Source organism: Actinoplanes auranticolor, assembly GCF_018332655.1.
In the GTDB taxonomy this organism is placed as follows: domain Bacteria; phylum Actinomycetota; class Actinomycetes; order Mycobacteriales; family Micromonosporaceae; genus Actinoplanes; species Actinoplanes auranticolor.
In genome coordinates this window covers 276607-299716 of record NZ_BOQL01000026.1, presented here as the reverse complement: position 1 = coordinate 299716, position 23110 = coordinate 276607, and the positions used below count along the sequence as shown (strand labels likewise).

The window sequence follows — 23110 nt, the reverse complement described above, 5'->3', positions numbered from 1 at the left end:
CTTCCGGGTGTGATCTCGCTGATGCGTCCATGCAAGCCCGCTGACCAGGGCGATCTCGCACAGCGGGTGCGACGCCGGCGAGGACTCCCCGTTCGGTGCGCCGTCCCGTCGCCCGATCGACGGGCCCGGGCCGGCCGGCGTCTAGACCGACGTGGCGCGCAGCTGGGTGACCAGGAGCGCGATGCGGTCGGCGTCGTGTCCCGGGCGTAGCCGGCCGTTGCGGCCGAGCATCACCAGTCCGTGCAGCGCCGACCAGACGACCTCGGTGAGGGTGTCGACGTCGCGCGCGCCGGCGATGGTGGCGACGGCCCCGCGCAGTTCGGCGAAGGCTTCTCTCAGCGGCGCCGGGGTGTCCTGCGCACCGAAGTGCAGCCGGGTGGACCGGACGAACATCGCGTCGAACAGCGCCGGGTTCTTCGCGGCGAAACCACCGTAGGCGGCGGCGACCCGGCCGAGCTCGTCGCCGGGCGCCCCGCTGTCGCGGCGGGCGGCGCGCAGCGCTCCGGCGAGCTCCTCGAAACCCTCGACGGCGACGGCCTCGACGATGTCCTCCATCGAGCCGAAATGCTTGTACAGCACCGGCTGGCTGTACTCGATCTCGGTGGACAACCGGCGGGTGGTGACGGCTTCCCAGCCCTCGTTCTCGGCCAGGGTGCGCGCCGTCGCCGTGATCAGCCGGCGACGGGCGACGCGCTCGCGCTGCCGGCGGTCCTCGATAGCCATGCCTGACTGTAGCACCGATAGCTTCGCTAGCGGCGCTATTGACACGAGCGCGGTCCAGAGCTAGCGTCGCTGGCGCTAGCAATGCTAACCATGATCGGAGAAGCGCCATGACGACCCCCGGACACCAGCTCGCCGACCTCTTCGTCGAGATGACCAACACCCACGACCCCGACCTCGTGGACCGGTTCATCGCCGAGGACTACCGCAACCACAACGACTTCGTCGCCGACGGGCGTGAGGCCAACCGCGAGTTCTGGACCGCGTACTTCGCCGGCCTGCCGGACGTGAAGGTCACCATGGAGGACCTGATCGTCTCCGGCGACCGTGTCGTGGGCCGCTTCGTCTACCGCGGCACCCACACCGGTGCTCTGCTCGGCATCCCGGCCAGCGGCAAGCCCGTCGAGATGCGCAGCATCGACATCTGGCGCGTCCGCGACGGCCTGTTCGTCGAGCACTGGGACCAGCTGAACCTGATGCAGATGTTCCAGCAGATCGGTGCCCTGCCGCCGCTCGGTGGTCCCGAGGCCCGGGCATGACACTGCTCTCGCAACTCGCCGCGCTCCTGGCCATCCTGAGCACCGGGATCGTCTACGGCCGCCGCGGCCGTGCTGGCCGCGGCGGCCGGTCGCTCTGCCGCGTCGGCGACCGCGGGAGCGGCATTCGTGCTGCTGGTGATCTGGGTTCTGCTCTACCTGCGGATCAGCGCCCCCATCAACCGCCGGCTCACCGCGGCCGCCGACGCCCACGAGACTCCGGCCGACGTCCGCAGCTGGCAGCGCGCCTGGGACCGCATCATCGTCGGCCGAGCCGTCCTGCAGGGCCTGGCCGTGCTGGCCCTCGGTGTGAGCCTGCTCAGCTGAGGCCGCCACCCGCACGGAATGGACGACGCTAGTTGCCCACGCCGAGCGAAGCCATGAACGCCGCCGGGTAGCGGTCGCCGCGGGCCGCGCCGGCCGGCACCGCCCGCGCGATCTCGGCGAGATCGTCCGCCGTCAGGGTCAGCTCGGCGGCGGGCAGCGCCTCGGCCAGCCGGTTCCGGGTACGCGCCCCGACCAGCGGCACGATGTCCGTACCCTGCGCGGCCACCCAGGCGATGGCCAGCTGGGCGACCGTGCAGCCCTTCGCCCCGGCGATCCGGCGCAGCGCCTCCACCAGGGCCAGGTTGTGTTCCACGTTGCCGCTGGCGAACCGGGGGCTGAAGCCGCGGCTGTCGCCCGGGCCGGCCTGCCCGGCGGACCAGTGCCCGGAGATCAGGCCGCGGCCGAGCACGCCGTACGCCGTCAGCCCGATCCCCAGTTCCCGCAGCGTGGGCAGCACCTCGGCCTCCACCGCCCGGGACAGCAGCGAGTACTCGATCTGCAGGTCCGCCACCGGGTGCACGGCCTGCGCCCGGCGGATCGTCTCCGCGCCGACCTCCGACAGGCCCAGGTGCCGCACGTACCCGGCGTCGATCATCTCCTTGATCACGCCGACGGTGTCCTCGATCGGCACCGCCGGATCCAGCCGGGCCGGACGGTAGATGTCGATGTGGTCGACGCCCAGCCGGGTCAGCGAGTAGCCCAGGAAGTTGCGGACCGCCTCGGGGCGGCTGTCCTGGCTGCCGAACGTGGCGCCCGGCCCCCGCTGCATGCCGAACTTGACGCTCAGCTGGTAGCTGTCCCGGTCCCGGCCGCGCAGGGCCTCGCCGAGCAGCAGTTCGTTGTGGCCCATGCCGTAGAAGTCGGCGGTGTCGATCAGGGTCACTCCCGCGTCCAGCGCGGCGTGCACCGTGGCGATGGCTTCCGCGCGGTCGGTGGCGCCGTACGCGCCGGACATGCCCATCGCTCCCAGGCCCAGCGGAGAGACGGCCGGTCCGGTCCTGCCCAAGGTTCGTGTCTGTGTCATGGCTCAACCGTGGACCCGGCCCGGCGCGTGCGGGAGCGGAGAGTTCATCGTGGGAGAGCCGCTCCCTGGATACCCGGGCGCGACGCGGCGCACCATGAGGTCATGCACCGTGACGAGCTCGCCGACTTCCTGCGCCGCCGCCGCGAGGCCGTCCACCCGGCCCAGGTCGGCCTGGCCGAGGGCCCGCGCCGGCGCACCGCCGGGCTGCGCCGCGAGGAGGTGGCCATGCTGGCCGGCATGTCGGTCGACTACGTGGTACGCCTGGAGCAGGGCCGCAGCAGTCAGCCCTCGACCCAGCTTCTCGGCGCGCTGGCCCGGGCCCTGCGCCTCTCCGACGACGAGCGTGACCACCTGTTCCACCTGGCCGGGCACCGCCCCCCGCCCGCCGAGGGTGTCGCCGGTCAGGCCCGCGCCGGCCTGGTGCGCATGCTCGACCTGCTCGGCGACACCCCGGCCATGGTGCTGTCGGACCTGGGCGAGGTGCTCGCCCAGAACCGCGCGGCCGTCCTGCTGTCGGGCGACCTCACCGGTTTCTCCGGGGACCGGCGCTACCTCGTGTACCGCTGGTTCACCGAACCCGCCTCCCGCGGCGCCCACCCGGGCGAGGAGCAGGACGACCACGGCCGCCGGATCGTGGCCGACCTGCGGGCGACCGCCGGCCGCCGGTCCGGTGACGCCACCGTCGCCGGGCTCGTCGACCGGCTGCGGGCGGTGAGCCCCGACTTCGGCCGGCTCTGGGCCGAGCACGAGGTGGCGGTGCGGCGGATGGACCGCAAGACCGTGCTGCACCCGCGGGTGGGCCGGCTGCGGATGGACTGCGAGACCCTGGTAACCCCCGACCAGGGTCAGGAGCTGGTGGTCCTCACCCCGGCCGACGACGAGGCCCGCGAGCGGCTGGCGCTGCTGCGCGTGGTCGGCATCGAGGAGTGGCCTACTCCGGCGCCGGACCAGCCGGCCCGCGACGGCGCCCGGTGACCAGGAGCTGCTTACCGGTGTCGGCCAGCAGGGGCGACTCCAGCAGGTGACGTTCCAGGTCCAGGTGGGCCTCGCGGTCGGTGGTCAGCCGGCGGGTGAGTTCGTCGCGGCCCAGGGGCGTCGCCGTCACCAGCAGGCCACGAGTACGGAGGTCGGTGAGACCGGCCGCGGTGAACGCCGCCTCCAGCCGGGCCCGGTCCAGCAGGTGCAGATCGGCTTCCCGGCCGTGCTGGCGCCACACGCCGCGCCGGGTCGTCAGCCGGTGCCGGGCCTCCTCCTCGCGGCCGTCGCGCAGCAGCTCCAGCACCAGGGCGACCAGCGAGTCCACCAGTACGGCCAGGACGCCGCCGGGGCGTAGCCAGCCGGCCAGATGGGCGACGGCGGCCTCGGGGTCGTCCGTGTACTGCAGTGAGCCCATCGCCAGCACCATTCCCGCGTCCGGCGGCAGCTGCGCGTCGGTCATCGACGCCTCGACGAGGGTGAACCCCGGGTCGCTCGGGTGGCGGCGCAGGGCGGCGATCATGCCCGGGGACTGCTCGACGCCCGTCACCTCGTACCCCCGGCTCCGCAGCCGCCGCGCCCACCGGCCGACGCCGCAGCCGGCGTCGACGATCCGGTCCGGCGGCTCCGGCAGCAGGGCGACCGTCTGCTCCCAGGCCAGGTCGTCGTAGGCCCGGCGGTGCGGGACGGCGAAATGCTCCTCGTAGCCGTCGGCGAGCACGTCGTAGAGGGGCCGGCTAGGCCGCAAGGGACTTCCGTCCCGCGCGCCACTGCAGGTCCGCGAGGTACGTGCCGGGCCGCCACCGCAGGTTGAGGCTGTAGTTGCTGCCGCAGCCGACGCACTCCTTGCGGAACAGCTTGGCGTGCTCCTCGCGGTATTCGGGGGCGTCGACGATGGCGGCAAGGGACCGGGAGCGGACGGTGGCGGTGGGGTCGTGGGCCCAGCACCCGCCGACCTGGCCCTGCGAGTGGACCATCAGTTTGAGCTGCGACTCGGCGCACGGCAGGTCGCGTTGCACCAGATCGCTGAAGTGGCCGCGCAGGTAGCGCAGGTCGGAGTAGCGCGGCAGCCAGCGGCGGTCGCGGCGGGCCATCTCCTCCAACCCGGCCAGGGCGGCGTCGAGGCGGTCACGGTCGACGGCGGTCTGGTCGGTCACCGCGTCGGTGCGGAACAGGAACGTACGGTCGGTGACCAGGTTGAGGTAGAGGGCGACGCCGAGCTCCTGGGCCAGGGCGGCGATGGCGGGCAGGCTGTCCACGTTGTCGCGCATCACCGTGAAGTTCATCCGCACCTTGAGCCGGTGCCGGTCACGCTGGGCGATCAGGTGGCGCAGGTGCCCGGTGGTGGTGGCGAAGGCGCCCAGGCGGCCGCGGATCCGGTCGTGGACCAGGGCGGTCGGGCCGTCGACCGAGACGTTGAAGCTGCGCACGCCCGCGGCGACGACCTCGTCCAGCACGGCCGGGGTGAGCTTGATGCCGTTGCTGTTGAGGTGCAGGTGGCGGACGCCGGCGCTGCGGGCGTACGCCATCAGCGCGATCGCGTCCAGCCGGATCAGCGGCTCCCCGCCGGTGAAGTTGACCTTGTGGATGCGCAGCGCCACGAGCTGCCGCAGCACGTCCTGCCACTCCTCGGTGGACAACTCCCCCTTGGTGTTCGAGGTCCAGCAGCCGCAGCTGGTGCAGCGCAGGTTGCAGTTGTCGGTGAGGAACAGCTCGGCGACCAGCGGCCGTACGTGCAGCCGGGGCGCGAACCGTTCCTTGACCGCCAGCCGGCCGAAGAACGCCGCCAGCCGTGCCTTCTCCCCGAGGGTCATGGCAGTCTCCTCGCCGCGACGAACAGGTTGGCCGAGCGGAACAGCCGCCCGTCCAGATGGATGCCCCGCTCCAGCAGCCGGCGCAGCGGGCCGCCGGTGAGCAGGGCGGGGATCTGCAGCCAGCGCCAGAACAGGTTGGCCCCGGTCACCACCACCGGCTCGAAACCGTTGTCCCGCAACAGCCGCAGCAGCTCGGGCGTGCGGTAGTTGGTGTGCCGGTCCTTGCCGACGGACATGTCGCCGCGCAGGTCGTTCGCCAGGTCGGTGAAGCGCTCGTGGTAGACCCGGGCGCCGAAACGGCGGGTGTAGACCCAGCGGTGCAGCCGCGGCAGCCGGAACTTGGCGTCGTCCGGGTCGAGGAACGAGAAGACGTGCCGGCGTGGCACGGTCACCACGAGCAGCCCGCCGGGGACCAGGATGCGGTGCGCCTCGGCGAGCAGCTTCGCCTCATCCGGTACGTGTTCGAGCATGTCGAGCGCGCTCACCGAGTCGTAGCAGGCGTCGGGCAGCTCCAGCGGCCCGCCCACGGTGAGCCGGTGCAGGGTCAGCCCGGGGTGCCGCGCCCGCACCTCCGCCAGATATCCGGGGTGCGGGTCGGCTCCTTCCGCGACGACGCTGCCCCGGGTGTGCAGCACGCCGAGGAAGTCGCCGGTGCCGCAGCCGAGGTCGAGGTGCCGTCCGGCGCGCCCGTCGAGCTGCTCCCAGGCGAAGGCGTACCGGTGCAGCGGATGGCCGGCGAACGGGTTCATCGCACCAGCCGCCCGCACAGCTCGTCGAGGACGGCGACCAGCCGGTCGTCGGAGACCGCCGGTGGCAACGGGCGTTCGGCGAGCAGCCGCCGCGCGACGTCACGGTGCCGGGCCACCGCCACCGGCAGCTCCCCGACGTCCCAGACCGCGACGACCCGGCCGGCCCGCTCCTCGGCCCGCAGATACTCGACCTGGTGGTCGTTGCCCATCTCGCCGCGCGCGGCCTCACGCGCCACCGCCACCGGCACGCCGCCGAGCCGCTGCACCAGCCGCACGGTGTTGCCGGCGTGGGTCAGGACGACGTCCGCGGCGGCCAGCCGTTCCCGCAGCTCGTCCAGCGGCAGGAACGGCGCGTGCGGGCAGGGCGGGACGACGGTGGACGTGCCGGTCTGGGCGAACACCTCGTGCTCGGCGCAGAGCGGGGCCAGCGCGGCGATGAGCCGGTCGAAGGGCCACGGACCCATGCCCACGGTGACCAGGACGCGGGCCATCAGTAGAGCTCCCCGATCAGCACCGCGCGGCGGCGGGTCGCCAGCAGGGCCGGCCGCTGCACCAGCACGGCGGCGGCGAGCCGGGCGCAGATCCGGGCGGCGGCCCCGGGCGGGCCGGTCATGTTGAACGTCTCCACCCACAGGGCGGGCACGCGCAGCAGCCGGGCCGCGAGGAAGAAGCCGACGGCCACGCCGGTGCCGGCCGACACGATGACGTCGGGCCGCTCCGCCCGCAGCAGCCGCAGCGCCCGCCAGGCCGCCGGGAGGACCCGCAGCTTGGTGCCGGTGGTCAGCTCGGGACGCCAGTGCACCCGCTGACCGGCCAGGGCGACCTCGGTGTCCGGGCCGGGCACGGCGACCCAGACCGGATCGTGACGCTGCCACCACGGTCGCAGGGCGAGCAGATCCAGCAGCACACCGCCGCTGCTGGAGACGAGGAGCACCCGATAGCGCCGGCCCATAGGGCGTCAGGCTAGCGCAGCACCCGGCCCGGCCCCTCCACTGTGGAGAGGCGGATTCCCGACAGTCAGCCGAGCTTCTTGTAGTAGAAACTGCAGTCCCGGAGCCGTCCGGCCGGGTCCGCCGCGTAGTCCGGGACGATGCCGTACCGGTGCCAGCCCGCCGACCCGTAGAGCCGTTCCGCCGCGCTGTCCGTCTGGGTGTCGAGCAGCAACAGGGTGATCCCCGAGTCGGCGGCGGCCTGCTCCGCGGCGGTGAGCAGGCGGCGGCCGAGCCCGTGGCCCCGCGCGTCGCGGCGGACGGCCAGCTTGACCACCTCGGCGCGGTGCCGGGCGTTCGGCTTGTCCGCGTACGCCAGGCTGACCGTGCCGGTGACGCCGGCCGGTCCGGTGCTGATCCACACTGCCAGGCTGCCGTCCGCGACCGCACCGGCGCGGGACCGCCACCAGGCGCCGGCCGCCGCGTGGTCGAAGCCGGCGAGGAAACCCACGGAGGCGCCGTCGGCCACCGCGTCGACCAGCAGGTCGGCCAGGGCCGGCAGGTGGGCGGCGAAGCCGTCGGGGGTGAGCCGGGTGACGGTCATGGCAGCACCACGAAGACGGCATAGCGGACCGGGCCGGGGCCGGGATTGTGGAAGCGGGTCGGGCCCCAGAGCCGGAACCGCAGGCAGTCCCCCGCGCCGAGGTGGTGCGGGGTGCGGTCGTCGGTCAGCTCGAGCCGGCCGTCGAGCACCCACACGTGCTGCTCCATGCCGGTCACCGGCGGCGCGTCGTAGGAGATGTCGGCGCCGGGCTCGAGGACCCCCTCGATCAGCTCGCCGCGCAGGCCGGCGTGCGGCGGGGAGACGCTGCGGCGGGTGAAACCGGCGGACTCGTCGCGCCAGACGGCCTGGTCCACGGCGCGGACCACGGCGGGCGGCTCGGCCTCGACCTCGGCCAGCAGGCGGGACATCGTCCAGCCGTACGCGGTGCAGAGCTTGCCGAGCAGCGACGCCGTCGGACTGATCTCGCCTCGTTCGAGGCGGGACAGGGTGGAACGGCTCACGCCGGTGCGGCCGGCGAGGTCGTCCAGCGACCAGCCGCGCGCCACCCGCAGCTCGGCGACGCGGGACGCCAGCCGCTCGTCCAGGGCATCTCTCATATCCGGGATCTTATCCCAGATCTGATCAGTCCTCGCGTTCGGCCTTCAGCGCGCGCCGGCTGGCCGCGTCGTTGGCCTTGCCGATGGCCTCGACCAGCTCGGCCTTGGTCATCCGCGAACGGCCGGTCACGTCCAGCCTCTTGGCCACCTCCAGCAGGTGCTTCTTGCTCGCGTTGGCGTCGACACCCCCGGCTGTCGGACGGTCGGTGTCGACACCGCCCTCGGCCTGCGCGTCACTCGGGCCGCGCTGCTCCTTGGGCTCCCAGTGGTCGCCGACCTTCTCAAAGGAATGCTTGAGCGATGACAGGGCGGTGCGGTGCGCGCGCTCGCCGTCGCCGTACTGCTCGACAGCGCTGTCCAGGGTGGCCGCGTAGGTGTCCTGGGCCTTGGGCGGCGACCGCTTGATGGTGCTCGGCAGGTTCTCGCGTGCGGGCATACCACCGGGTTTCCCGCGGGCCCCGGCGCGAAACTAGTCCGCGAGCATGTCCAGCACTGCCTGCTCGACCGGCTCGTCCCGCGGCACGGTCCGGCCCTTCTCGAACTCCTCCACCACCCGCGGATCCACGTACGAGCTGCGGGCCACCGCCGGGGTGTTGCCGAGCATCTCCGCGACCTCCTTCATGGCATGCGAGACGGCCCTCTTGCGACCGGTCTTCGTGTCCTGCGGCCCGGCGGCAGCCAGCTCCTCGGCGGCCTTGACCGTGCCGTGCCAGGTACGGAAGTCCTTCGCGGTCATCTCCTCGCCGCTGATCTCCCGCAGGTACGCGTTGACGTCGTCGGCGCGGATGTCCCGCCACCGCCGGCCGGCCGGATCCCAGTACGCGAACAGCCGCTGCGCACCCCGCCGGCGCCGCTTGAGGTCGCGCAGCACCTGGCAGACCTCGCCGTCCTCGACCGGGTTGGCGTGCTCGACCCCGGACTTGCCGGTGAACTCCAGCACCACGCAGCCGCCCCGGACCCGGACGTGCTCGGGCAGCAGGGTGGACAGGCCGTAGGAGGGGTCGTCGTCGCGGCGGGCGTACTGGTCGCTGCCGACCCGGAACATGCCCATGTCGAGCAGCCGGGCCACCGCAGCCAGCACCCGTTCCCGGCTCAGGCCCCGCCCGCTGAGGTCGGCGCAGAGCCGCGAGCGCATCTCCGGCAGCCGCTCGGCGATCTCCAGCGCGTGCTCGAACTTCTCCTCGTCGCGGGCGGTGCGCCAGGCCGGGTGGTAGAGGTACTGCTTGCGGCCGGCGGCGTCCTGGCCGGTGGCCTGGATGTGCCCGCGCGGATCGGTGCTGATCCACACGCCGGTCCACGCGGGCGGGATCACCAGTTCCTTGATCCGGGTGACGGCGTCCTCGTCGCGCAGCGTCGTCGTGCCGTCGGTGTCGAGATAGCGGAAGCCCTTGCCGGAGCGGCGCCGGCCGTAGCCGGGCCTGGTCAGGTCGCTACGCCGCAAACGCATGGCGCGCCTTCTCCGCCTCGCCGGCCGCCGCGAGCACCTCGTCGACGCTCACCCGCAGCAGCGCGGGGTGCACCCCGGGGTCCATGGTGTCGCCCCGCTCGGCCCGGGTGCCGTGCCAGATCGCCCGGTGGTACGCGCGGTCCGGCGGCGGCCCCCAGCGGCGCGGCGGCACCGGGCCGAACAGCACGACCGACGGCGTGCGGTACGCGGTGGCCAGGTGTGCGATGCCGGTGTCCCCGCTGACCAGCAGTCGCGCGTGGGCGACGAGCGCGGCCAGCTCAGCGAGGCCGGTGTTCCCGGCCAGGACCGCGGCCGGTGACAGGCCGGCGTCGCGGGCCACAGCCAGGGCGAGCTCCCGTTCCCCCGCCGAGCCGGTGACCACCACGTCGTGGCCCCGCTCGGCCAGCACGCGGGCGACCGCGGCGAAGTGCGGCCAGCGGCGCGCCGGTGACTTCGCCCCCGGGTGGACGATCGTGACCCGCCGCGGCACGTCCACCCCGGGAACGGCCAGGGACAGGTCGGCGGGATCGGCCCGTACGTCGTAATGGCTCAGCAGCCGGCACCAGCGTCGCACCTCGTGCTCCTCCTCGGCCCAGGTCGGGCCGTCGAGATGCCCCGCGCCGGCGTTGGCAAACGCCCACATCCGCGCGGGCGCCAGCGCCTGCAGCAGCCGGTGCGACTCCGGGCCGCTGCCGTGCAGATTGACCGCCAGCTCCGGCGCGGGCAGGGCCGGGAGCGCGGCCAGTCCCTCGGTGGCCACGATCCGGTCGACGCCGCCGATCAGTTCGATCAGCGGCGTCAGCCAGGCCGGTGCGGCCAGCGCCAGGGTCCGGTCCGGAAACGCGGCGCGCAGGGCCCGCAGGGCGGGCACGCCCGCGGCGAGGTCGCCGACGCCGAGGGCGCGCAACACCAGGATCACGGGTACGACGTCTCCTGCTCGGCCGCGACGATGAGCTCCCGCACGGCGCTGCCGGCCGGCTGGGTCAGCGCGAACATGATCGCGTTGGCCACGTGGGCCGGGTCGTTGAGGATCGCGTCCGGGCCGGGCTTGTACTGCTCGTCGCGGTCGTCGAAGAACTTCGTCCGCATGCCACCGGGGATGAGCAGCGTGACGCCCACCTGCCCGGCCAGTTCGGCGGCGAGCGAGCGGGTGAAGCCGACGACGCCGAACTTCGCGGCGCAGTACGCGGTGGCGTCGCCGACCGCCTTGATGCCCAGCGTGGAGGCGACGGTCACGACGGTGCCGTGCGACTCCTTGAGCGCCGGGATCGCCGCCCGCACGACGGCGGCGGTGGCCAGCAGGTCGATCATGACGATCCGGTCCCAGGTCTCGCCCGGAATGTCGGCCAGCGCGCCGGGCACGTCCATGCCGGCCGCGGTGACCACCCCGTCGATGCTGCCGCCGGCCTGGGCGATGACCTCCCGGGTGGCGGCCTCGGCGGCCCGGGTGTCGGCCAGGTCGCACTCGACCCACGGGACGCCCTCGGCGGGCGGCTGCCGGTCGATGACGAACGGGCGGCCGCCGGCCTTGAGGACGGCGTCCACGACGGCGGCGCCGAGGCCGCTGGATCCGCCGGTGACGATGACAGCGTCGGTCATGAGTTTCCTTCCGAATGGCCGCGCGCGGCGGCGATGGTCCTGGTGGTGGAACGGCCGTCGAGGTACGGCACGATGACCGTCTGGCCACCCCAGCGGTGCATGAGCTCGGCCTCGGGCAGGTCCGGCCCGCCGTCGGCGTAGTCGCCGCCCTTGACCCAGATGTCCGGGCGCAGCCGGGCCAGCACGGCCTCGGGCGTCGGCTCGTCGAAGACCACGACGGCGTCCACGCAGTCGAGGGCGGCGAGCAGCCGGGCCCGGTCCCCCTGGCCGGTGAGCGGCCGGTCGGGGCCCTTGAGGGCGCCCACACTGGAGTCGGAGTTGAGGCAGACGACCAGGCAGTCGCCCAGCTTGCGGGCGGCCTGCAGGGTCGCCAGATGGCCGATGTGCAGCAGGTCGAAGCAGCCGCCGGTGGCCACGACCGTGCCGCCCTGGGCGCGGACCCGGGCGATCACCCGGCTCGCCTCCTCGGTCTGCCGGTCCGGCTTGTCCGCGGGCGGGGCGAGGGCGACGGTGACCCCACCGGCCGCCACGTACTCGGTCGCGGCGATCACGGCCTGCTGGACGGCCTCGGAGACCAGCGCGCCCGAGGCCAGGGCCAGCGCGGCCGTCGCGGCGAAACGGTCACCGGCACCACAGGTGTCCCCGCCGGCGGCGGTGGGGGCGGGCACGACCAGCGGGGTCGGCCCGGCGTGACACAGCACCGCGCCGTTCGCGCCGACGGTCACCGCGACCGCACCGGCCCGCCAGCGCTGCCGCAGCTGCTGGCCGGCGCGGTGCACGGTGCTCAGCATCGGCCCGGACCCGGCGTCGTCGGCGAGCTTGCGGACCTCGGCCTCGTTCGGGGTCACCAGCCGCACGTTGGGCACCGGGGCCGGCCCGTTCGGGTGCGGGTCCCAGACCACGGGCGCCTTGGCCTCCTGCAACGCGGCGCGCAGCCGGGGGTTGCGGGCCACGCCGCGGCCGTAGTCGCTGACCAGGATGGCCGAGGCTTCCTTGAGCACCTCGAGGGCGGCTTCACTCGGGTCGCCCGGTGCCACCGGGGCGCCGCCGCGGTCGAGGCGGACCAGCACCTGACCGTCGGCGCGCAGCCGTACCTTCTCGGCGGTCGCCCCGGGCAGCGGCAGCGGGTAGACCGCGATGCCGGCGTCGGTGAGCAGCTCGCAGATCCGGTTCCCGGCGTCGTCGTCGGCGATCGCGGTGACCAGGGCGACGTCGTGGCCCTGACCGGCGGCGAGCAGCGCGGCCAGGCCGGCCCCGCCGGGCCGGTCGGTGACGGACTCCTCGTCCAGCACCGGGGCGGGCGCGTCCGGCGCGACCCGTCGCACCGTGCCCTCGACATCCCGGTCCAGCAGCGTGTCACCGACGATGACCAGCAGCGACCCGCTCATGCCATCGCCTCCGCTGGCGCTCCGGCGATGCCGTGAGCGTGGCGCAGTGCCTGATGATTCGCTCGCAAGCTCGCTCATGACGCCAGCACCGGCTGCATGCGCCGCACGGGTCGTGCCGGTGCTTTTCCCAGCACCACCGGCAGGGCCCGGTCCAGGTACTCGCACATCACGTGGACCGAGATCAGGTGCAGCTCCTGGACCACCTGGGAGTCCGGCGACGGGCAGCACAGCGCCTCGTCGCAGGCGTCGGCGAGCGGGTTCGGGCCCGGACCGCACAGCGCCCAGGTGCGCACACCGATCTCCCGGGCGGCGTCCGCGGCGGTGAGCAGGTTCGGGCTGCGGCCGCTGGTCGACATCAGCAGCAGCACGTCGCCGGGGCGGCCGTGGGCGCGGACCTGGCGGGCGAAGATCTCGTCGAAGCCGTAGTCGTTGCCGATCGCGGTGACCGCCGACGAGTCCGGGGTCAGCGCGATCGCCGACAGTGGCATCCGCTCGTCGCGCAGCCGGCCGACCAGCTCGGCCGCGAGATGCTGGGCCTCGGCCGCGCTGCCGCCGTTGCCGGCGACCAGCAGCCGGCCGCCGTGGCCCAGGTGCCGGGCCAGCTCGCCGCCCCAGCGGGCCAGCCGGTCGGCGGCCGCCGCGCGGTACGGCAGCAGCGCCGCGGCCATGCCGGTGAGGTGTTCGTCCAGAAGGTCCATCAGGCGACTGCCTCTCGGGTCTGGTCCTCGGCCAGGGCGCGGCCGGTGACAGCGGCGTAGACGGCGACGAGCCGGAGGGCCACGTGCCGCCAGGAGTAGGAGTGGGTGGCCCGGTCGACGGCGGCGGCCGCGTAGGAGAACCGGCGTACCTCGTCGGTGACCAGCCGGCGCAGCGCCGACGCGAGCGCCCGCGGGTCCCGGGCGGGCACCAGGTCGCCGGTGATGCCGTCCACCACGGTGTCGGTGAGCCCGCCGACGGCCGTGGCCACCACGGGCACCCCGCACGCCATGGCCTCCAGCGGGGTGAGGCCGAAGGGCTCGTACCAGGGGGTGGCGGCGAGCAGGTCGGCCGAGCGGTACCAGCGCGGCATGTCGGCGGAGGCCACCGCGCCGGCCAGCTTGACCCGGTCGCCGACCCGGCTGCGCTCGGCCAGGGTGCGCAGCTTGCGGGCGTACGGGTGGTCGTCGACCGAGCCGTCCGGCGGTCCTCCGACGATGACCAGCTCGGCCGCGGGCACGGCCGGCAGCGCGCGGATCAGGTCCTCGTAGCCCTTGCGCTCGACCAGCCGGCCGACCGTGATGATCCGCGGCACGTCCGGGTCGCGGGGCTCGGCCGGGCCGTCCGGGCGGAAGCGGTCGATGTTGACGCCCGAGGGCACCAGCGCCATCCGCGAGCGCGGCACGCCCATCCGGATCAGCTCGCGGACCTCGTCCTGGCACTGCACCACGACCCGGTCGACGACCCGGCCGAGCTGGCGCTCGTAGGCCACCCGGTGCACCGGGCTGGTGTCCGCGGCGCCCTGGTGGCGGCGCTTGACCGAGCCCAGCGCGTGATAGGTCTGCACCACCGGCACGTCGCAGGCCCGTCCGGCGGTCACGGCGGCCAGCCCGCTCATCCAGAAGTGCGCGTGGGCCACGTCCGGCAGCCAGTGCTCCCGCCAGTCGGCGGCCATCCACTCGGCGAAGTCGCCCATGAACGGCAGCAGGTCGTCCTTGGGCAGCACGGTGGCCGGTCCGGCCGGCACGTGCACCACCTCGAAGCCGTTGGCCGTGACCGTCCGGGGCTGGTCAGGGCTCTCGCGGCGGGTGTAGACCCGCACCTCGTGGCCCCGGCCGACCAGGGCGGCGGCGAGTTCGGCGACGTGCGCGTTCTGACCGCCCGCGTCCACGCCGCCGAGGGCGGAGAGCGGGCTGGCGTGCTCCGAGATCATCGCTATGCGCATGTCTGCTCCTCCAGCAGGCGGTCCCAGTCGGCGAGGAACCGGTCCAGGCCGTAGCGGGCCAGCGCCACCTGGCGCGCCCTCGCACCGAGCAGGCGGGCCTGCTCGGGCTCGTCGATGAGCCAGTGGGCGGCCTCGACGAGCGTGTCGACGCGGGTGGCGAGCACGCCGGCGTCGTCCGGGACGGCGGCGATCGCCTCCGTCGTGGCCAGCGCGAGCACCGGCATGCCGATCTGCATGGCCTCGATCAGGCTCAGCCCCAGCGAGGTCCACCGGCACAGGTGCAGGTACGCCCGCCGCTGGGCGATCTCGGCGTGCATCCGGGCCTGCGGCGGGTCGTCGTAGGTGGTGACCCGGTCCAGGTGCAGGCCGGCGACGCCCATGCCGTACACGTCCAGGGGTGCCACCGCCGCGAACCGGGGCATCAGGTCGGTGCCGGTGACCCGGTTGCGGCGGACCGGCTCGTTGGTGACCACCGCGAAGCGGTCCAGCTCGCCGGTCCAGCGCGCGGCCGGTTCGACGATGCCGTGCTCGATCACCGTGGTGCGGGTGCCGCCGACGTCCCAGAAGAGGTCGTTGAAGTGGGTGACGTGGGCGACCACCAGGTCGTCCCGGTCGGCCATCGGGTGCCGGCTGTCGGGCACGTCGCCCTTCGGGGTGTTGTGCTCGACGTAGATCTTCGGCACGTCCAGGTGGGCGACCCGTTCGAGCTCCTCGGGCCGTTGCAGGACGACGACGTCGACGTCGCGCACGTCGGCCGGGTCGACCTCCTCGACCGAGGCGGGCCAGTCGAAGGTGCGGGCCCGGCCGCGGCCCCACTCGTCGCGGGCGGCGTTCACGGGCACGAGGTAGCGGTGCTTGCCCTGGACGAACGAGGTCGTCCAGGAGCCGTGCACGTGCCAGAGCAGGATGTTCACGCGGCTACCTCACTGATGACGGGAACAGGGACACCGAGCAGGCGTACGGCGGCGACCACGTCGGCCGGGTCGATCCGGGTCAGGCACGGGTGGCCGGGCACGGGGCAGACGGCGGCGCGGGTGTCGCGGCAGGCGGCGGCGGGATCGCCGAGGCGGACGCAGGGCACCCGGTACGGGCCCCACTGGCCGAAGGGGACGGTCGGGGCGTACAGGCTGACGACGGGTGTGCCGACGGCCGCGGCGAGGTGGGCCGGGCCGGTGTTGCCGACCACCACGCAGGAGGCCCCGACGATGATCCGGGTCAGCTCGGCGAGGCTGGTCGCGCCGGCGGGCGTCCCGACGGCGGCGGCCAGCTCCTGCTCGTCCGGGCCACCGGTCACGACCACCCGGTGACCCGCACGCTCCAGCGCGACGACGATCGCCCGCATGGTCTCCGGCGGGCAGGCCCGCGCGTCCACCGAGGCGCCGGGGTGCACGACCACGTAGTCACCGGCGGTGTCCGGCGCGTCCACCCGGACCCGCAGGGCGCCGTCGTCGCCGTCCGGCAGGGCGAAACCGGCGGCGGCGGCGACCGAGCGGGCCCGCTCGGCCTCGGGCACCCCCACCGGTACGCGGTGCCGCACGTCCAGCAGCGAGCCGGGATAGTCGTCACTGATCGCCGTGATCCGCGCGACCCCGGCCGTGCGCAGCAGCAACGCCAGCGGCAGCGCCGACTGGTGGAAGGACGTGAACACGACGGCCTCGTCGGCACCGACGGCGGCGAGCCGGGCGACCAGCTCACCGGCGAAGTCCGGGCCGACCGGCGCCGGCTGCGGGTCGATCCACGGCAGCCGGGCCTCGATGATCTCGTCGACGCCGGGCAGCAGCTCGGCGGCGGCCCGCCCGCGCGGCCCGCAGAGCAGCACGACCCGGTCGGCCCCGGCTGCGACGGCCCGGATGCCGGGCCCGGTGAGCAGCACGTCCCCGGCCGAGTCGGACCGCACGACCAGCACGGTGCCACCGGGGCGGCGCGGCTCGCGCGGGGTGACCAGCGCCTGACGCTCGAGGATCAGATCGACGGCACCGGTCAGGTCGGCGGCTCGGGCGGGCGCCGCGGCGACCTCGGGACTCAGCGTCACGGCGGTCGGCACGATGATGCCGGTGGCGCCGGCCGCCCCGGCCGCGACCATGTCCCGGCCGATGTCGCCGACGACGACGCAGCGGGCCGGGGTCGTACCCAGTGCTTCGGCGGCACCGAGCACGAGGCCGGGGGCGGGCTTGCGGCAGGCGCAGCCCGCGGTGTCGTCGTGCGGGCACACCTGCCAGGTGTCGAACGGGCCGAGCAGCTCCTCGACCCGGGCGTTCACGGCGGTGAGCTGCTCCGCGGTGAAATAGCCCCGGGCCAGGCCGGACTGGTTGGTCACCACGCCCAGGCGCAGCCCGGCGGCCCGCAGCCGGTCACACGCGGCGCGGGCGCCCGGCATCGGCTCCACCAGCGCCGGGTCGCCGTTGTAGGGAACGTCGGCAATGAGAGTGCCGTCCCGGTCGAACAGGACGGCATCGAAGAGAGCAGTCACAGCGCGGTCTCCAGCGGCCGCGCGCCCCGCCATCGCCACCAGCCGCGCAACCAGTGCGCGACCGCGGCGGGCGGGATCGCGGCACTGGTGACGAGCATCGTGGCCACCTCGCGGCGGTCCCGCGGACCGGGCTTGATCCGGGCGGCGGCGAACTCGGCGGTGCCGGCGCTCCAGGCGGTTGCCGCGGCGGCGGCCACGGTCAGCGCACCGCGGCGCCGGGTGAGCAATGCGGTGGCCAGCGCCCCGGCGGCGAGGGTGCCGGCGGCGGTGACCGCCAGGTGCCGGGGGCGGCGACCGGGCGGGATGTCGAGCTTGCTGCGCCAGTCCGGGCCGTACAGGCGGCGCAGGAGCGCGTCGTCGGCGTTGCCGCGCTGGGTGCGCACGCTGACCCAGCGGTCCTCGGGACGCACCGGGTGGGTGACCGTACGCGAGCCCCGGACCAGGTCCCAGCCTGCCGCCCGCACCCGGTACGCCAGCTCCGCGTCCTCCCGGAAGGCGCGTGGCAACCGCTCGTCGAAGCCACCGGTCGCCTCCAGCGCCGACCGCCGGTACGCCATGTCGGCGGTGATCCACGCGCCGTCGGAGAGCGCGGCGGTGACCCGTTCCCAGTCGGTGGGCCGCCGGCCGTCCGGCAGCGGCACGCGCAGCCGGCCCTGCACTCCCCCGGCCGACGCGACGGCGCCGGTGAGGTCGGCGGCCAGCCGGACGAACCAGTCCGGATCGGGCAGCACGTCGTCGTCGAGGAACGCCACCCACTCGTGGCTCGCGGCGCGCCAGCCGATGTTGCGGGCGGCGGCCGGACCGGCGGCCCGGCCGGTGAGGATCTTCGCGTCGACGCCCGGCGGGAGCTCGAGCTCGCCGGCCGGGGCGGGACGGTCGTCGACCAGCAGCAGCTCCACCGGCAGCGGGGCCGGGGCGCCGGCGGCCAGGGCGCTCAGCAGGGCGGTGAGGCTGGGCCGGCCGAGGGTCGGGACGACGACGGAGACTCCGGTCATCGGCCGCCCCCGAAGGCCGTGGCGCGGTGCACCGCGAACGGCCCGAGGGCGAGCAGGTCCACCGGGGCCGAGCCGAACAGCTCCATCGCCTCGCGCGGAGTGTCCACCATGGGCCGCCCGGCGGTGTTCAGCGACGTGTTGACCACCACCGGCAGGCCGGAGAGCCGCTCGAACTCGGCCAGCATCTCGGCCACCAGCGGCTCGGTCCCGGTGTGCACGGTCTGCACCCGGGCGGTGCCATCGACGTGCACGACCGCCGGGATCCGGTCCCGCCACTCGGGCTTCACCTGGTGCACGAAGAGCATGTACGGGCTCGGGTAGACCCCGTCGAAGATGTCGGCGAAGCGCTCGGCGCGGACCATCGGCGCGATCGGACGGAACTGCTCGCGGCCCTTGACGTTGTTCATCCGGGTCTGCGTGTCCGGGTCACCGGGATGGGCGAGCAGCGAGCGGTGCCCCAGGGCGCGCGGGCCGTACTCGCTGCGGCCCTGGTACCAGGCCACGATGCCGTTGTCCGCGAGCACGCGGGCGGCCTCGGCGGCGATGGACTCCGGCCGGGTGTACGGCAGAGCGGCCCGCTGCAGCTCCGCCTCGAGCTCCTCGTCGCTCCAGCCCCGGCCCAGGTCGGCACCGGTGAACGGGACGACCGGACCGGCCTCGCGGGAGACACTGAGCGCGGCGCCCAGGGCGGTGCCGGAGTCACCGGCGGCCGGCTGGACCCACACCCGCTCGTACGGGCCCTGCGCCGCGATCCGCGCGTTGGCCACGCAGTTGAGCGCGGTGCCACCGGCCATGGTCAGCGTCTTCGGGCCACCGGCGGCGTCGTACGTCCAGCGGGCCAGGTCGAGCATGACCTCCTCGAGCCGGGCCTGGACGCTGGAGGCCAGGTCGGCGTGCGCGTCGGTCATCTCGCCCTCGGCGCTGCGGGCCTTGGCCAGCGCGGACCAGTCGATGCGCTCGACGGTGAAGCCGCCGTCGTCGTTGGCGTGCACCAGCTCGCGCAGCAGCGGCAGGAACTTCGGCGTGCCGAAGGAGGCCAGCGCCATCACCTTGTACTCGTCGCTGGAGTGCAGGAAGCCCAGGTGCCGGGTCAGGTCCTCGTAGAGCAGGCCGAGCGAGTGCGGCAGTCCCTGTCCGGCGAGGACGGTCAGCTCACCGTCGCGGTAGACGCCGGAGAGGTGGCTGGCGACCTCCCCGCGCCCGTCGAGGACCAGCACGGCGCTGTCCTCCTCGACGGCGAGGCCGGCCGAGGCGGCGTGGGCCACGTGGTGCGGGACGAAGCGGACCTGCTCCGGGTCCAGCCCGGGCAGCGCGGCGGCCAGGAACTGCGGCGCCCGCCGGGCGTAGTCGACGCGCAGGTGGTCCCACGGGTCGGCCAGGCCGAGCTCGGCGGCGTCCCGGGTCAGGCCGGGGTCGAACGAGTAGGCGACCGCGTCCAGGTCACCGGGCTTGAGCCCGGCGCTCTCCAGACACCAGGCGGCGGCCAGCTCGGGCAGCTCCCAGGCCGAGAACGGCACCGGTCGCTTGCCGTGCTTGCGGCGGCTGAACCGCTCCTCCTCCGCGGCGGCGACCACCTGGCCGTCGACGACCAGGGCGGCAGCCGGATCGTGGAAGATCGCATTGATACCGAGGACACGCATGGTCGGCCGGGTACCCGCGGTCTTTTGAGTTATTCGCTAGATCACCGACTTCTTCACATCTTCTTCAGTACTTCTTCAGCGGCCCGCGACCTGCACTGATAAAGAAGGACGCCGCGGTTTGCGAGGCCGCCGCGGGGGCAACCGGCGAGGTATGTATGACGTCGGACAACTCATCGGTGGAACCTGGACACCCGGCAGTGGCAGCGCCCGGCTGACCGTGCTGAACCCCGCGGACAGCACCCCCGTCACGACGCTCGCGGTCGCCACGGAGGCCGACGCCGCCGCCGCGGTGAAGGCCGCGCGGGACGCCGCCCCGCTCTGGAGCCGGACCCCGGCCGGTGCCCGGGCGGCTGCCCTGCACGCGGCGGCGGACGCGGTCGAGGCCGCGGCGGACGAGCTCGCCGGGATCATGAACGCGGAGATGGGCAAGCCCGTCGACGGGGCGAAGGACTCGATCGGCGCGGGCGTCGGCACACTGCGGCAGTACGCCGAGCTCGGTCCCACCCACCGGGGCCGGACGCTGGCGGGCGACGACGAGGCGATCGACCTGATGGCGTACGGGCCGCGCGGAGTGGTCGCGGTGGTGACGCCGTGGAACGACCCGGTCGCCGTGTCGTGCGGCCTGCTCGGTGCGGCCCTGGTGACGGGCAACACCGTCGTGTACAAGCCCAGTGAGCGCACCCCGGCCACCGGCTGGCGCCTCGCGCAGCTGCTCGCCCCGCACTTCCCGGACGGGGTGTTCTCGCTGCTCAGCGGCGACGGCACGGTCGGGGCGGCGCTGGCCTCGGCGGAGGTCGACGTGGTCGCGCACGTCGGCTCGACCGCGACCGGCCGGGCCATCGCGGCCGCCTGCGCCTCGACCGGCGCCAAGGCGCTGCTGGAGAACGGCGGCAGTGACCCGCTGATCGTCGACGCGGACGTCGACCCGGCGTGGGCGGCGCAGCAGGCGGCGCTGGGCTCGTTCGCCAACTCGGGGCAGATCTGCGTCGCCGTGGAACGGATCTACGCGCACCGCGACATCGCGGACGCGTTCCTGCGCGAGCTGGCCGAGCAGGCGAAGACCTGGGCCGGCGACATCGGGCCGCTGGTCGACACCCGGCTCCGCGAGGCGGTGCACGCGCAGGTCAGTGCGGCGGTGCAGGACGGCGCGCGGGTGCTCTCCGGCGGCGAGGTGCCGGACGGGCCGGGCGCGTACTACCCGCCGACCGTGCTGGCCGACTGCACCGACGACATGGCGGTGCTGCGGGAGGAGACCTTCGGCCCGGTCGCGCCGGTCGTCGTCGTCGACTCGTTCGGCGAGGCGCTGGCCCGGGCCGCGGAGTCACCGTACGGGCTGGCCGCGACGGTGCTGACCGGCTCGATGAGCCACGCCCAGCAGGCGTGGCGCGAGCTGCCGGTCGGCACCGTCAAGGTCAACGCGGTCTTCGGCGGCGCCCCCGGCGGTGCGGCACATCCGCGCGGCGGCAGCGGTCAGGGCTTCGGGTACGGCCCCGAACTGCTCGACGAGATGACCGTCATGAAGGCGGTCCACCTGGAGGCCCCGCCCACCGGGTGGTGAGACCTACCGGGTGGTGAGACCTACTGGTTGGTGAGGACGCGCAGGGCGTCCTCCACAGTGTCCGGGAGGGGCCGGCGCCGGCGCAGCGCCCACGGGAGCAGGCGCGCGGCGTCGGCCACACCCCGCCGATCGTCCCGCCAGGCCGCCACGGCCGTCCGCGCGACCACGGCCGGCGGGCGGCGCAGCAGGGCGGTGAGCACCCGGTTGCGGGCCTCGATGCGGTGCCGGGCGCCGTTGTCGCGGCCGGCGGGCAGCGGCAGGTGGCGCACGGTGAGCTCCGGCGCGTAGGTCTGCAGCCAGCCGGCGGCGGCCAGGTCCATGGCCAGCAGCGCTTCCTCGCCGTACACGTGCAGCTTGGGGTTGAAGCCACCCACCTGCCGGAACGCCTCGCGCCGGACCGCGACCGAGCAGGCCAGGAAGCCCAGCACGGCCGGTCCGGGCGCGCCCTCGGGGATCCCGAGCGGCGCTGCGGCCATGGCCTCGGACACCGGATCGACCCGGGCCTGCGGTCCGACCAGGACCCGGGCGCTGAGCAACCCGACCCGCGGGTGGTCGCGCAGCAGCGCGGCGGCGCCGGCGAGCGAGCCGGGCTCCCAGTACGAGTCGTCGTCCGCGAACGCGACATACGGGGTACGAGCCAGCTCCACGCCGGCGTTGCGGGCCGCGGCGCCCCGGTTCTCCCCCAGCCGCACCACGGTGACCTGCGGGAAAGCGGCCTCGATGGCCTCGGGGCTGCCGTCGTCGGAACCGTTGTCGACCAGGATGACCGGGCCCTCGTGGTGCGGGATGGTCTCGAACAGCCGGGCGCGCCGGTTACGGGTGGCCACCACGACGGTGACTTCGCTGATCATCGCAGCGGCCTACCCCACCGGCCCGGGGACGAAACGGGAACCTTCACCGGCGCTGGAGCTTGTCGTGCAGCTCCTTGGCGAAGAAGTCGATGAAGCCGTCCGGGTCGGGGCCGGCGTTCTGCAGGACAATGTGGTCGAAGCCCGCCTCGGTGTACTTGCGCACCGCCGCCACGTACGGCTCGGCGTCCGGGCCGAGCGCGAACTGGCCGCGGACGTCCTCCTCGCGCACCGTCTGTGACGCCGCGTCGAAGTTCACCGGGTTCGGCAGCTCGCTCATCACCTTCCACCCGGTCAGCGCCCAGCGGGTGGTCCTGAGCACCTCCTGCACCCCGGCCTCCTCGGTGGGGGCCCAGGCCATCGGCACCTCGGCATAGCGGGGACCGGAGCCGCCGGCGCCGGTGTAGCTCTCGACCAGGTCGGTCCGCGGCTCGGTGGCGAACAGCCCGTCACCGAGCTCGGCGGCCATCGTGGCCGCGCTCTTGCCGCCGGCCGCGACGGCGATCACCGGGAGCTCGTCCGGCAGGTCGAAGACGCGGGCGTCCTCCAGCTGCAGGTGCTTGCCCTCGTACGACTGGTAGCCGCCCTGCCAGAGCAGTTTGATGATCTCCAGCGCCTCGCGCAGCCGCTCGTGCCGGCCCCGCACGCTCGGGAAGCCCTGCCCGACGACGTGCTCGTTGAGCCGCTCCCCGGCGCCGATGCCGAGGGTGAACCGGTTGTCCGACACGATCGCCAGCGTCGCGGCCGCCTGGGCGATGATCGCCGGGTGGTACCGCACGGTCGGGCAGGTCACGCCGGTGGCCAGGCCGATCCGCTCGGTACGCGCGGCGATGGCGCCGAGCACGGTCCAGGCGAACGGCGAGTGGCCCTGCACGTCCAGCCACGGGTGGTAGTGGTCGCTGATCTCGACGAAGTCGAAGCCGGCCTGCTCGGCCCGCACCGCCTGCGCGATGAGCTCCTTGGGGCCGAAGCCCTCGGCGGACAGCTTGTATCCGAACTTCAAAGTCAT

24 protein-coding genes and 2 pseudogenes are annotated in these 23110 nt (G+C 74.2%); 4 read left to right on the top strand and 22 right to left on the bottom strand.

Going from position 1 to position 23110, the window contains the following annotated elements; translation table 11 throughout:
• Positions 1 to 141 precede the first annotated feature (141 nt).
• Positions 142 to 723 (bottom strand): TetR/AcrR family transcriptional regulator, encoded by a 582-nt coding sequence (locus Aau02nite_RS17155; RefSeq protein WP_212989420.1) that lies wholly within the window; start codon positions 721 to 723, stop codon positions 142 to 144.
• Positions 724 to 830: 107 nt separating this feature from the next.
• Here Aau02nite_RS17155 and Aau02nite_RS17150 point away from each other — a divergent pair, with 107 nt between their 5' ends.
• Both Aau02nite_RS17150 and Aau02nite_RS17145 read left to right on the top strand, forming a co-directional pair.
• Positions 831 to 1259, top strand: a complete 429-nt coding sequence (locus Aau02nite_RS17150) for an ester cyclase (protein WP_212989419.1) — start codon at positions 831 to 833, stop codon at positions 1257 to 1259.
• A 66-nt stretch (positions 1260 to 1325) separates the two neighbouring features.
• A pseudogene (locus Aau02nite_RS17145) lies at positions 1326 to 1583 on the top strand (DUF1772 domain-containing protein); the annotation flags it as partial.
• A gap of 28 nt (positions 1584 to 1611) precedes the next feature.
• Here Aau02nite_RS17145 and Aau02nite_RS17140 read toward each other — a convergent pair.
• The gene (locus Aau02nite_RS17140; protein WP_212989417.1) at positions 1612 to 2607 is read right to left on the bottom strand and encodes an aldo/keto reductase; all 996 of its coding nucleotides are present in this window, start codon (positions 2605 to 2607) and stop codon (positions 1612 to 1614) included.
• Positions 2608 to 2709: 102 nt separating this feature from the next.
• On the opposite strand from Aau02nite_RS17140, the gene Aau02nite_RS17135 reads away from it, so the two are divergent.
• Complete coding sequence (locus Aau02nite_RS17135) at positions 2710 to 3582, top strand: helix-turn-helix transcriptional regulator (protein WP_212989416.1); 873 nt, start codon at positions 2710 to 2712, stop codon at positions 3580 to 3582.
• Here the strand turns inward: Aau02nite_RS17135 and Aau02nite_RS17130 are convergent.
• From Aau02nite_RS17130 to Aau02nite_RS17045, 18 genes and pseudogenes are all read right to left on the bottom strand, one after another.
• A complete protein-coding gene (locus Aau02nite_RS17130; protein WP_212989415.1) occupies positions 3539 to 4330 on the bottom strand; it encodes a class I SAM-dependent methyltransferase in 792 nt (263 codons plus the stop codon). The two genes, Aau02nite_RS17135 and Aau02nite_RS17130, sit on opposite strands and share 44 nt — an antisense overlap.
• On the bottom strand, positions 4320 to 5396 hold the full coding sequence (locus Aau02nite_RS17125; RefSeq protein WP_212989414.1) for a radical SAM protein: 1077 nt from the start codon (positions 5394 to 5396) through the stop codon (positions 4320 to 4322). The genes Aau02nite_RS17130 and Aau02nite_RS17125 overlap by 11 nt, the downstream gene beginning before the upstream one ends.
• Complete coding sequence (locus Aau02nite_RS17120) at positions 5393 to 6145, bottom strand: class I SAM-dependent methyltransferase (RefSeq protein WP_212989413.1); 753 nt, start codon at positions 6143 to 6145, stop codon at positions 5393 to 5395. Before Aau02nite_RS17120 ends, Aau02nite_RS17125 begins: the two co-directional genes overlap by 4 nt.
• Positions 6142 to 6636, bottom strand: coding sequence for a hypothetical protein (locus Aau02nite_RS17115; RefSeq protein ID WP_212989412.1), 495 nt, complete (start codon positions 6634 to 6636; stop codon positions 6142 to 6144). Before Aau02nite_RS17115 ends, Aau02nite_RS17120 begins: the two co-directional genes overlap by 4 nt.
• A complete protein-coding gene (locus Aau02nite_RS17110; protein WP_212989411.1) occupies positions 6636 to 7097 on the bottom strand; it encodes a glycosyltransferase in 462 nt (153 codons plus the stop codon). The genes Aau02nite_RS17115 and Aau02nite_RS17110 overlap by 1 nt, the downstream gene beginning before the upstream one ends.
• Positions 7098 to 7162: 65 nt before the next feature.
• On the bottom strand, positions 7163 to 7678 hold the full coding sequence (locus Aau02nite_RS17105; protein WP_212989410.1) for a GNAT family N-acetyltransferase: 516 nt from the start codon (positions 7676 to 7678) through the stop codon (positions 7163 to 7165).
• A complete protein-coding gene (locus tag Aau02nite_RS17100; RefSeq protein WP_212989409.1) occupies positions 7675 to 8235 on the bottom strand; it encodes a helix-turn-helix domain-containing protein in 561 nt (186 codons plus the stop codon). Before Aau02nite_RS17100 ends, Aau02nite_RS17105 begins: the two co-directional genes overlap by 4 nt.
• Positions 8236 to 8260: 25 nt before the next feature.
• On the bottom strand, positions 8261 to 8671 hold the full coding sequence (locus Aau02nite_RS17095) for a ChaB family protein (RefSeq protein WP_212989408.1): 411 nt from the start codon (positions 8669 to 8671) through the stop codon (positions 8261 to 8263).
• A gap of 33 nt (positions 8672 to 8704) precedes the next feature.
• Entirely contained in the window at positions 8705 to 9682 is a 978-nt protein-coding gene (locus Aau02nite_RS17090; RefSeq protein WP_212989407.1) for a DNA topoisomerase IB, read from the bottom strand.
• Complete coding sequence (locus tag Aau02nite_RS17085; protein ID WP_212989406.1) at positions 9666 to 10601, bottom strand: glycosyltransferase family 9 protein; 936 nt, start codon at positions 10599 to 10601, stop codon at positions 9666 to 9668. Before Aau02nite_RS17085 ends, Aau02nite_RS17090 begins: the two co-directional genes overlap by 17 nt.
• The gene (locus tag Aau02nite_RS17080; RefSeq protein WP_438841142.1) at positions 10598 to 11227 is read right to left on the bottom strand and encodes an SDR family oxidoreductase; all 630 of its coding nucleotides are present in this window, start codon (positions 11225 to 11227) and stop codon (positions 10598 to 10600) included. Before Aau02nite_RS17080 ends, Aau02nite_RS17085 begins: the two co-directional genes overlap by 4 nt.
• Positions 11173 to 12669 (bottom strand): annotated as a pseudogene (locus Aau02nite_RS17075) (PfkB family carbohydrate kinase); the annotation flags it as partial. The gene Aau02nite_RS17080 and the pseudogene Aau02nite_RS17075, both read right to left, overlap by 55 nt.
• Positions 12670 to 12743: 74 nt before the next feature.
• Complete coding sequence (locus Aau02nite_RS17070; protein ID WP_212989403.1) at positions 12744 to 13367, bottom strand: D-sedoheptulose-7-phosphate isomerase; 624 nt, start codon at positions 13365 to 13367, stop codon at positions 12744 to 12746.
• Positions 13367 to 14590, bottom strand: a complete 1224-nt coding sequence (locus Aau02nite_RS17065; protein ID WP_212989402.1) for a glycosyltransferase — start codon at positions 14588 to 14590, stop codon at positions 13367 to 13369. The genes Aau02nite_RS17070 and Aau02nite_RS17065 overlap by 1 nt, the downstream gene beginning before the upstream one ends.
• Positions 14581 to 15504, bottom strand: coding sequence for a glycosyltransferase (locus tag Aau02nite_RS17060; RefSeq protein ID WP_212989401.1), 924 nt, complete (start codon positions 15502 to 15504; stop codon positions 14581 to 14583). The genes Aau02nite_RS17065 and Aau02nite_RS17060 overlap by 10 nt, the downstream gene beginning before the upstream one ends.
• Positions 15501 to 17093 (bottom strand): HAD-IIIA family hydrolase, encoded by a 1593-nt coding sequence (locus tag Aau02nite_RS17055; protein WP_212989400.1) that lies wholly within the window; start codon positions 17091 to 17093, stop codon positions 15501 to 15503. Before Aau02nite_RS17055 ends, Aau02nite_RS17060 begins: the two co-directional genes overlap by 4 nt.
• Positions 17057 to 18055, bottom strand: a complete 999-nt coding sequence (locus Aau02nite_RS17050) for a glycosyltransferase family 2 protein (RefSeq protein WP_212989399.1) — start codon at positions 18053 to 18055, stop codon at positions 17057 to 17059. The genes Aau02nite_RS17055 and Aau02nite_RS17050 overlap by 37 nt, the downstream gene beginning before the upstream one ends.
• Positions 18052 to 19695 (bottom strand): carbamoyltransferase family protein, encoded by a 1644-nt coding sequence (locus Aau02nite_RS17045; protein ID WP_212989398.1) that lies wholly within the window; start codon positions 19693 to 19695, stop codon positions 18052 to 18054. Before Aau02nite_RS17045 ends, Aau02nite_RS17050 begins: the two co-directional genes overlap by 4 nt.
• A 151-nt stretch (positions 19696 to 19846) precedes the next feature.
• Here Aau02nite_RS17045 and Aau02nite_RS17040 point away from each other — a divergent pair, with 151 nt between their 5' ends.
• Positions 19847 to 21253, top strand: coding sequence for an aldehyde dehydrogenase family protein (locus Aau02nite_RS17040; protein WP_212989397.1), 1407 nt, complete (start codon positions 19847 to 19849; stop codon positions 21251 to 21253).
• A gap of 20 nt (positions 21254 to 21273) precedes the next feature.
• Here the strand turns inward: Aau02nite_RS17040 and Aau02nite_RS17035 are convergent, their stop codons facing one another.
• Complete coding sequence (locus Aau02nite_RS17035; RefSeq protein WP_212989396.1) at positions 21274 to 22104, bottom strand: glycosyltransferase family 2 protein; 831 nt, start codon at positions 22102 to 22104, stop codon at positions 21274 to 21276.
• 43 nt (positions 22105 to 22147) lie between these two features.
• Positions 22148 to 23104, bottom strand: coding sequence for a TIGR03557 family F420-dependent LLM class oxidoreductase (locus Aau02nite_RS17030; protein ID WP_212989557.1), 957 nt, complete (start codon positions 23102 to 23104; stop codon positions 22148 to 22150).
• Positions 23105 to 23110 lie beyond the last annotated feature (6 nt).

Coding starts and splice junctions, on each gene's coding strand:
- Aau02nite_RS17115 (WP_212989412.1), bottom strand. CDS start 6,636: ATGGCCCGCGTCCTGGTCACCGTGGGCATGGGTCCGTGGCCCTTCGAC.
- Aau02nite_RS17050 (WP_212989399.1), bottom strand. CDS start 18,055: ATGACCGGAGTCTCCGTCGTCGTCCCGACCCTCGGCCGGCCCAGCCTC.
- Aau02nite_RS17040 (WP_212989397.1), top strand. CDS start 19,847: ATGTATGACGTCGGACAACTCATCGGTGGAACCTGGACACCCGGCAGT.
- Aau02nite_RS17125 (WP_212989414.1), bottom strand. CDS start 5,396: ATGACCCTCGGGGAGAAGGCACGGCTGGCGGCGTTCTTCGGCCGGCTG.
- Aau02nite_RS17100 (WP_212989409.1), bottom strand. CDS start 8,235: ATGAGAGATGCCCTGGACGAGCGGCTGGCGTCCCGCGTCGCCGAGCTG.
- Aau02nite_RS17035 (WP_212989396.1), bottom strand. CDS start 22,104: ATGATCAGCGAAGTCACCGTCGTGGTGGCCACCCGTAACCGGCGCGCC.
- Aau02nite_RS17055 (WP_212989400.1), bottom strand. CDS start 17,093: ATGGCGGGGCGCGCGGCCGCTGGAGACCGCGCTGTGACTGCTCTCTTC.
- Aau02nite_RS17070 (WP_212989403.1), bottom strand. CDS start 13,367: ATGGACCTTCTGGACGAACACCTCACCGGCATGGCCGCGGCGCTGCTG.
- Aau02nite_RS17140 (WP_212989417.1), bottom strand. CDS start 2,607: ATGACACAGACACGAACCTTGGGCAGGACCGGACCGGCCGTCTCTCCG.
- Aau02nite_RS17155 (WP_212989420.1), bottom strand. CDS start 723: ATGGCTATCGAGGACCGCCGGCAGCGCGAGCGCGTCGCCCGTCGCCGG.
- Aau02nite_RS17135 (WP_212989416.1), top strand. CDS start 2,710: ATGCACCGTGACGAGCTCGCCGACTTCCTGCGCCGCCGCCGCGAGGCC.
- Aau02nite_RS17090 (WP_212989407.1), bottom strand. CDS start 9,682: ATGCGTTTGCGGCGTAGCGACCTGACCAGGCCCGGCTACGGCCGGCGC.
- Aau02nite_RS17095 (WP_212989408.1), bottom strand. CDS start 8,671: ATGCCCGCACGCGAGAACCTGCCGAGCACCATCAAGCGGTCGCCGCCC.
- Aau02nite_RS17105 (WP_212989410.1), bottom strand. CDS start 7,678: ATGACCGTCACCCGGCTCACCCCCGACGGCTTCGCCGCCCACCTGCCG.
- Aau02nite_RS17110 (WP_212989411.1), bottom strand. CDS start 7,097: ATGGGCCGGCGCTATCGGGTGCTCCTCGTCTCCAGCAGCGGCGGTGTG.
- Aau02nite_RS17150 (WP_212989419.1), top strand. CDS start 831: ATGACGACCCCCGGACACCAGCTCGCCGACCTCTTCGTCGAGATGACC.
- Aau02nite_RS17065 (WP_212989402.1), bottom strand. CDS start 14,590: ATGCGCATAGCGATGATCTCGGAGCACGCCAGCCCGCTCTCCGCCCTC.
- Aau02nite_RS17045 (WP_212989398.1), bottom strand. CDS start 19,695: ATGCGTGTCCTCGGTATCAATGCGATCTTCCACGATCCGGCTGCCGCC.
- Aau02nite_RS17120 (WP_212989413.1), bottom strand. CDS start 6,145: ATGAACCCGTTCGCCGGCCATCCGCTGCACCGGTACGCCTTCGCCTGG.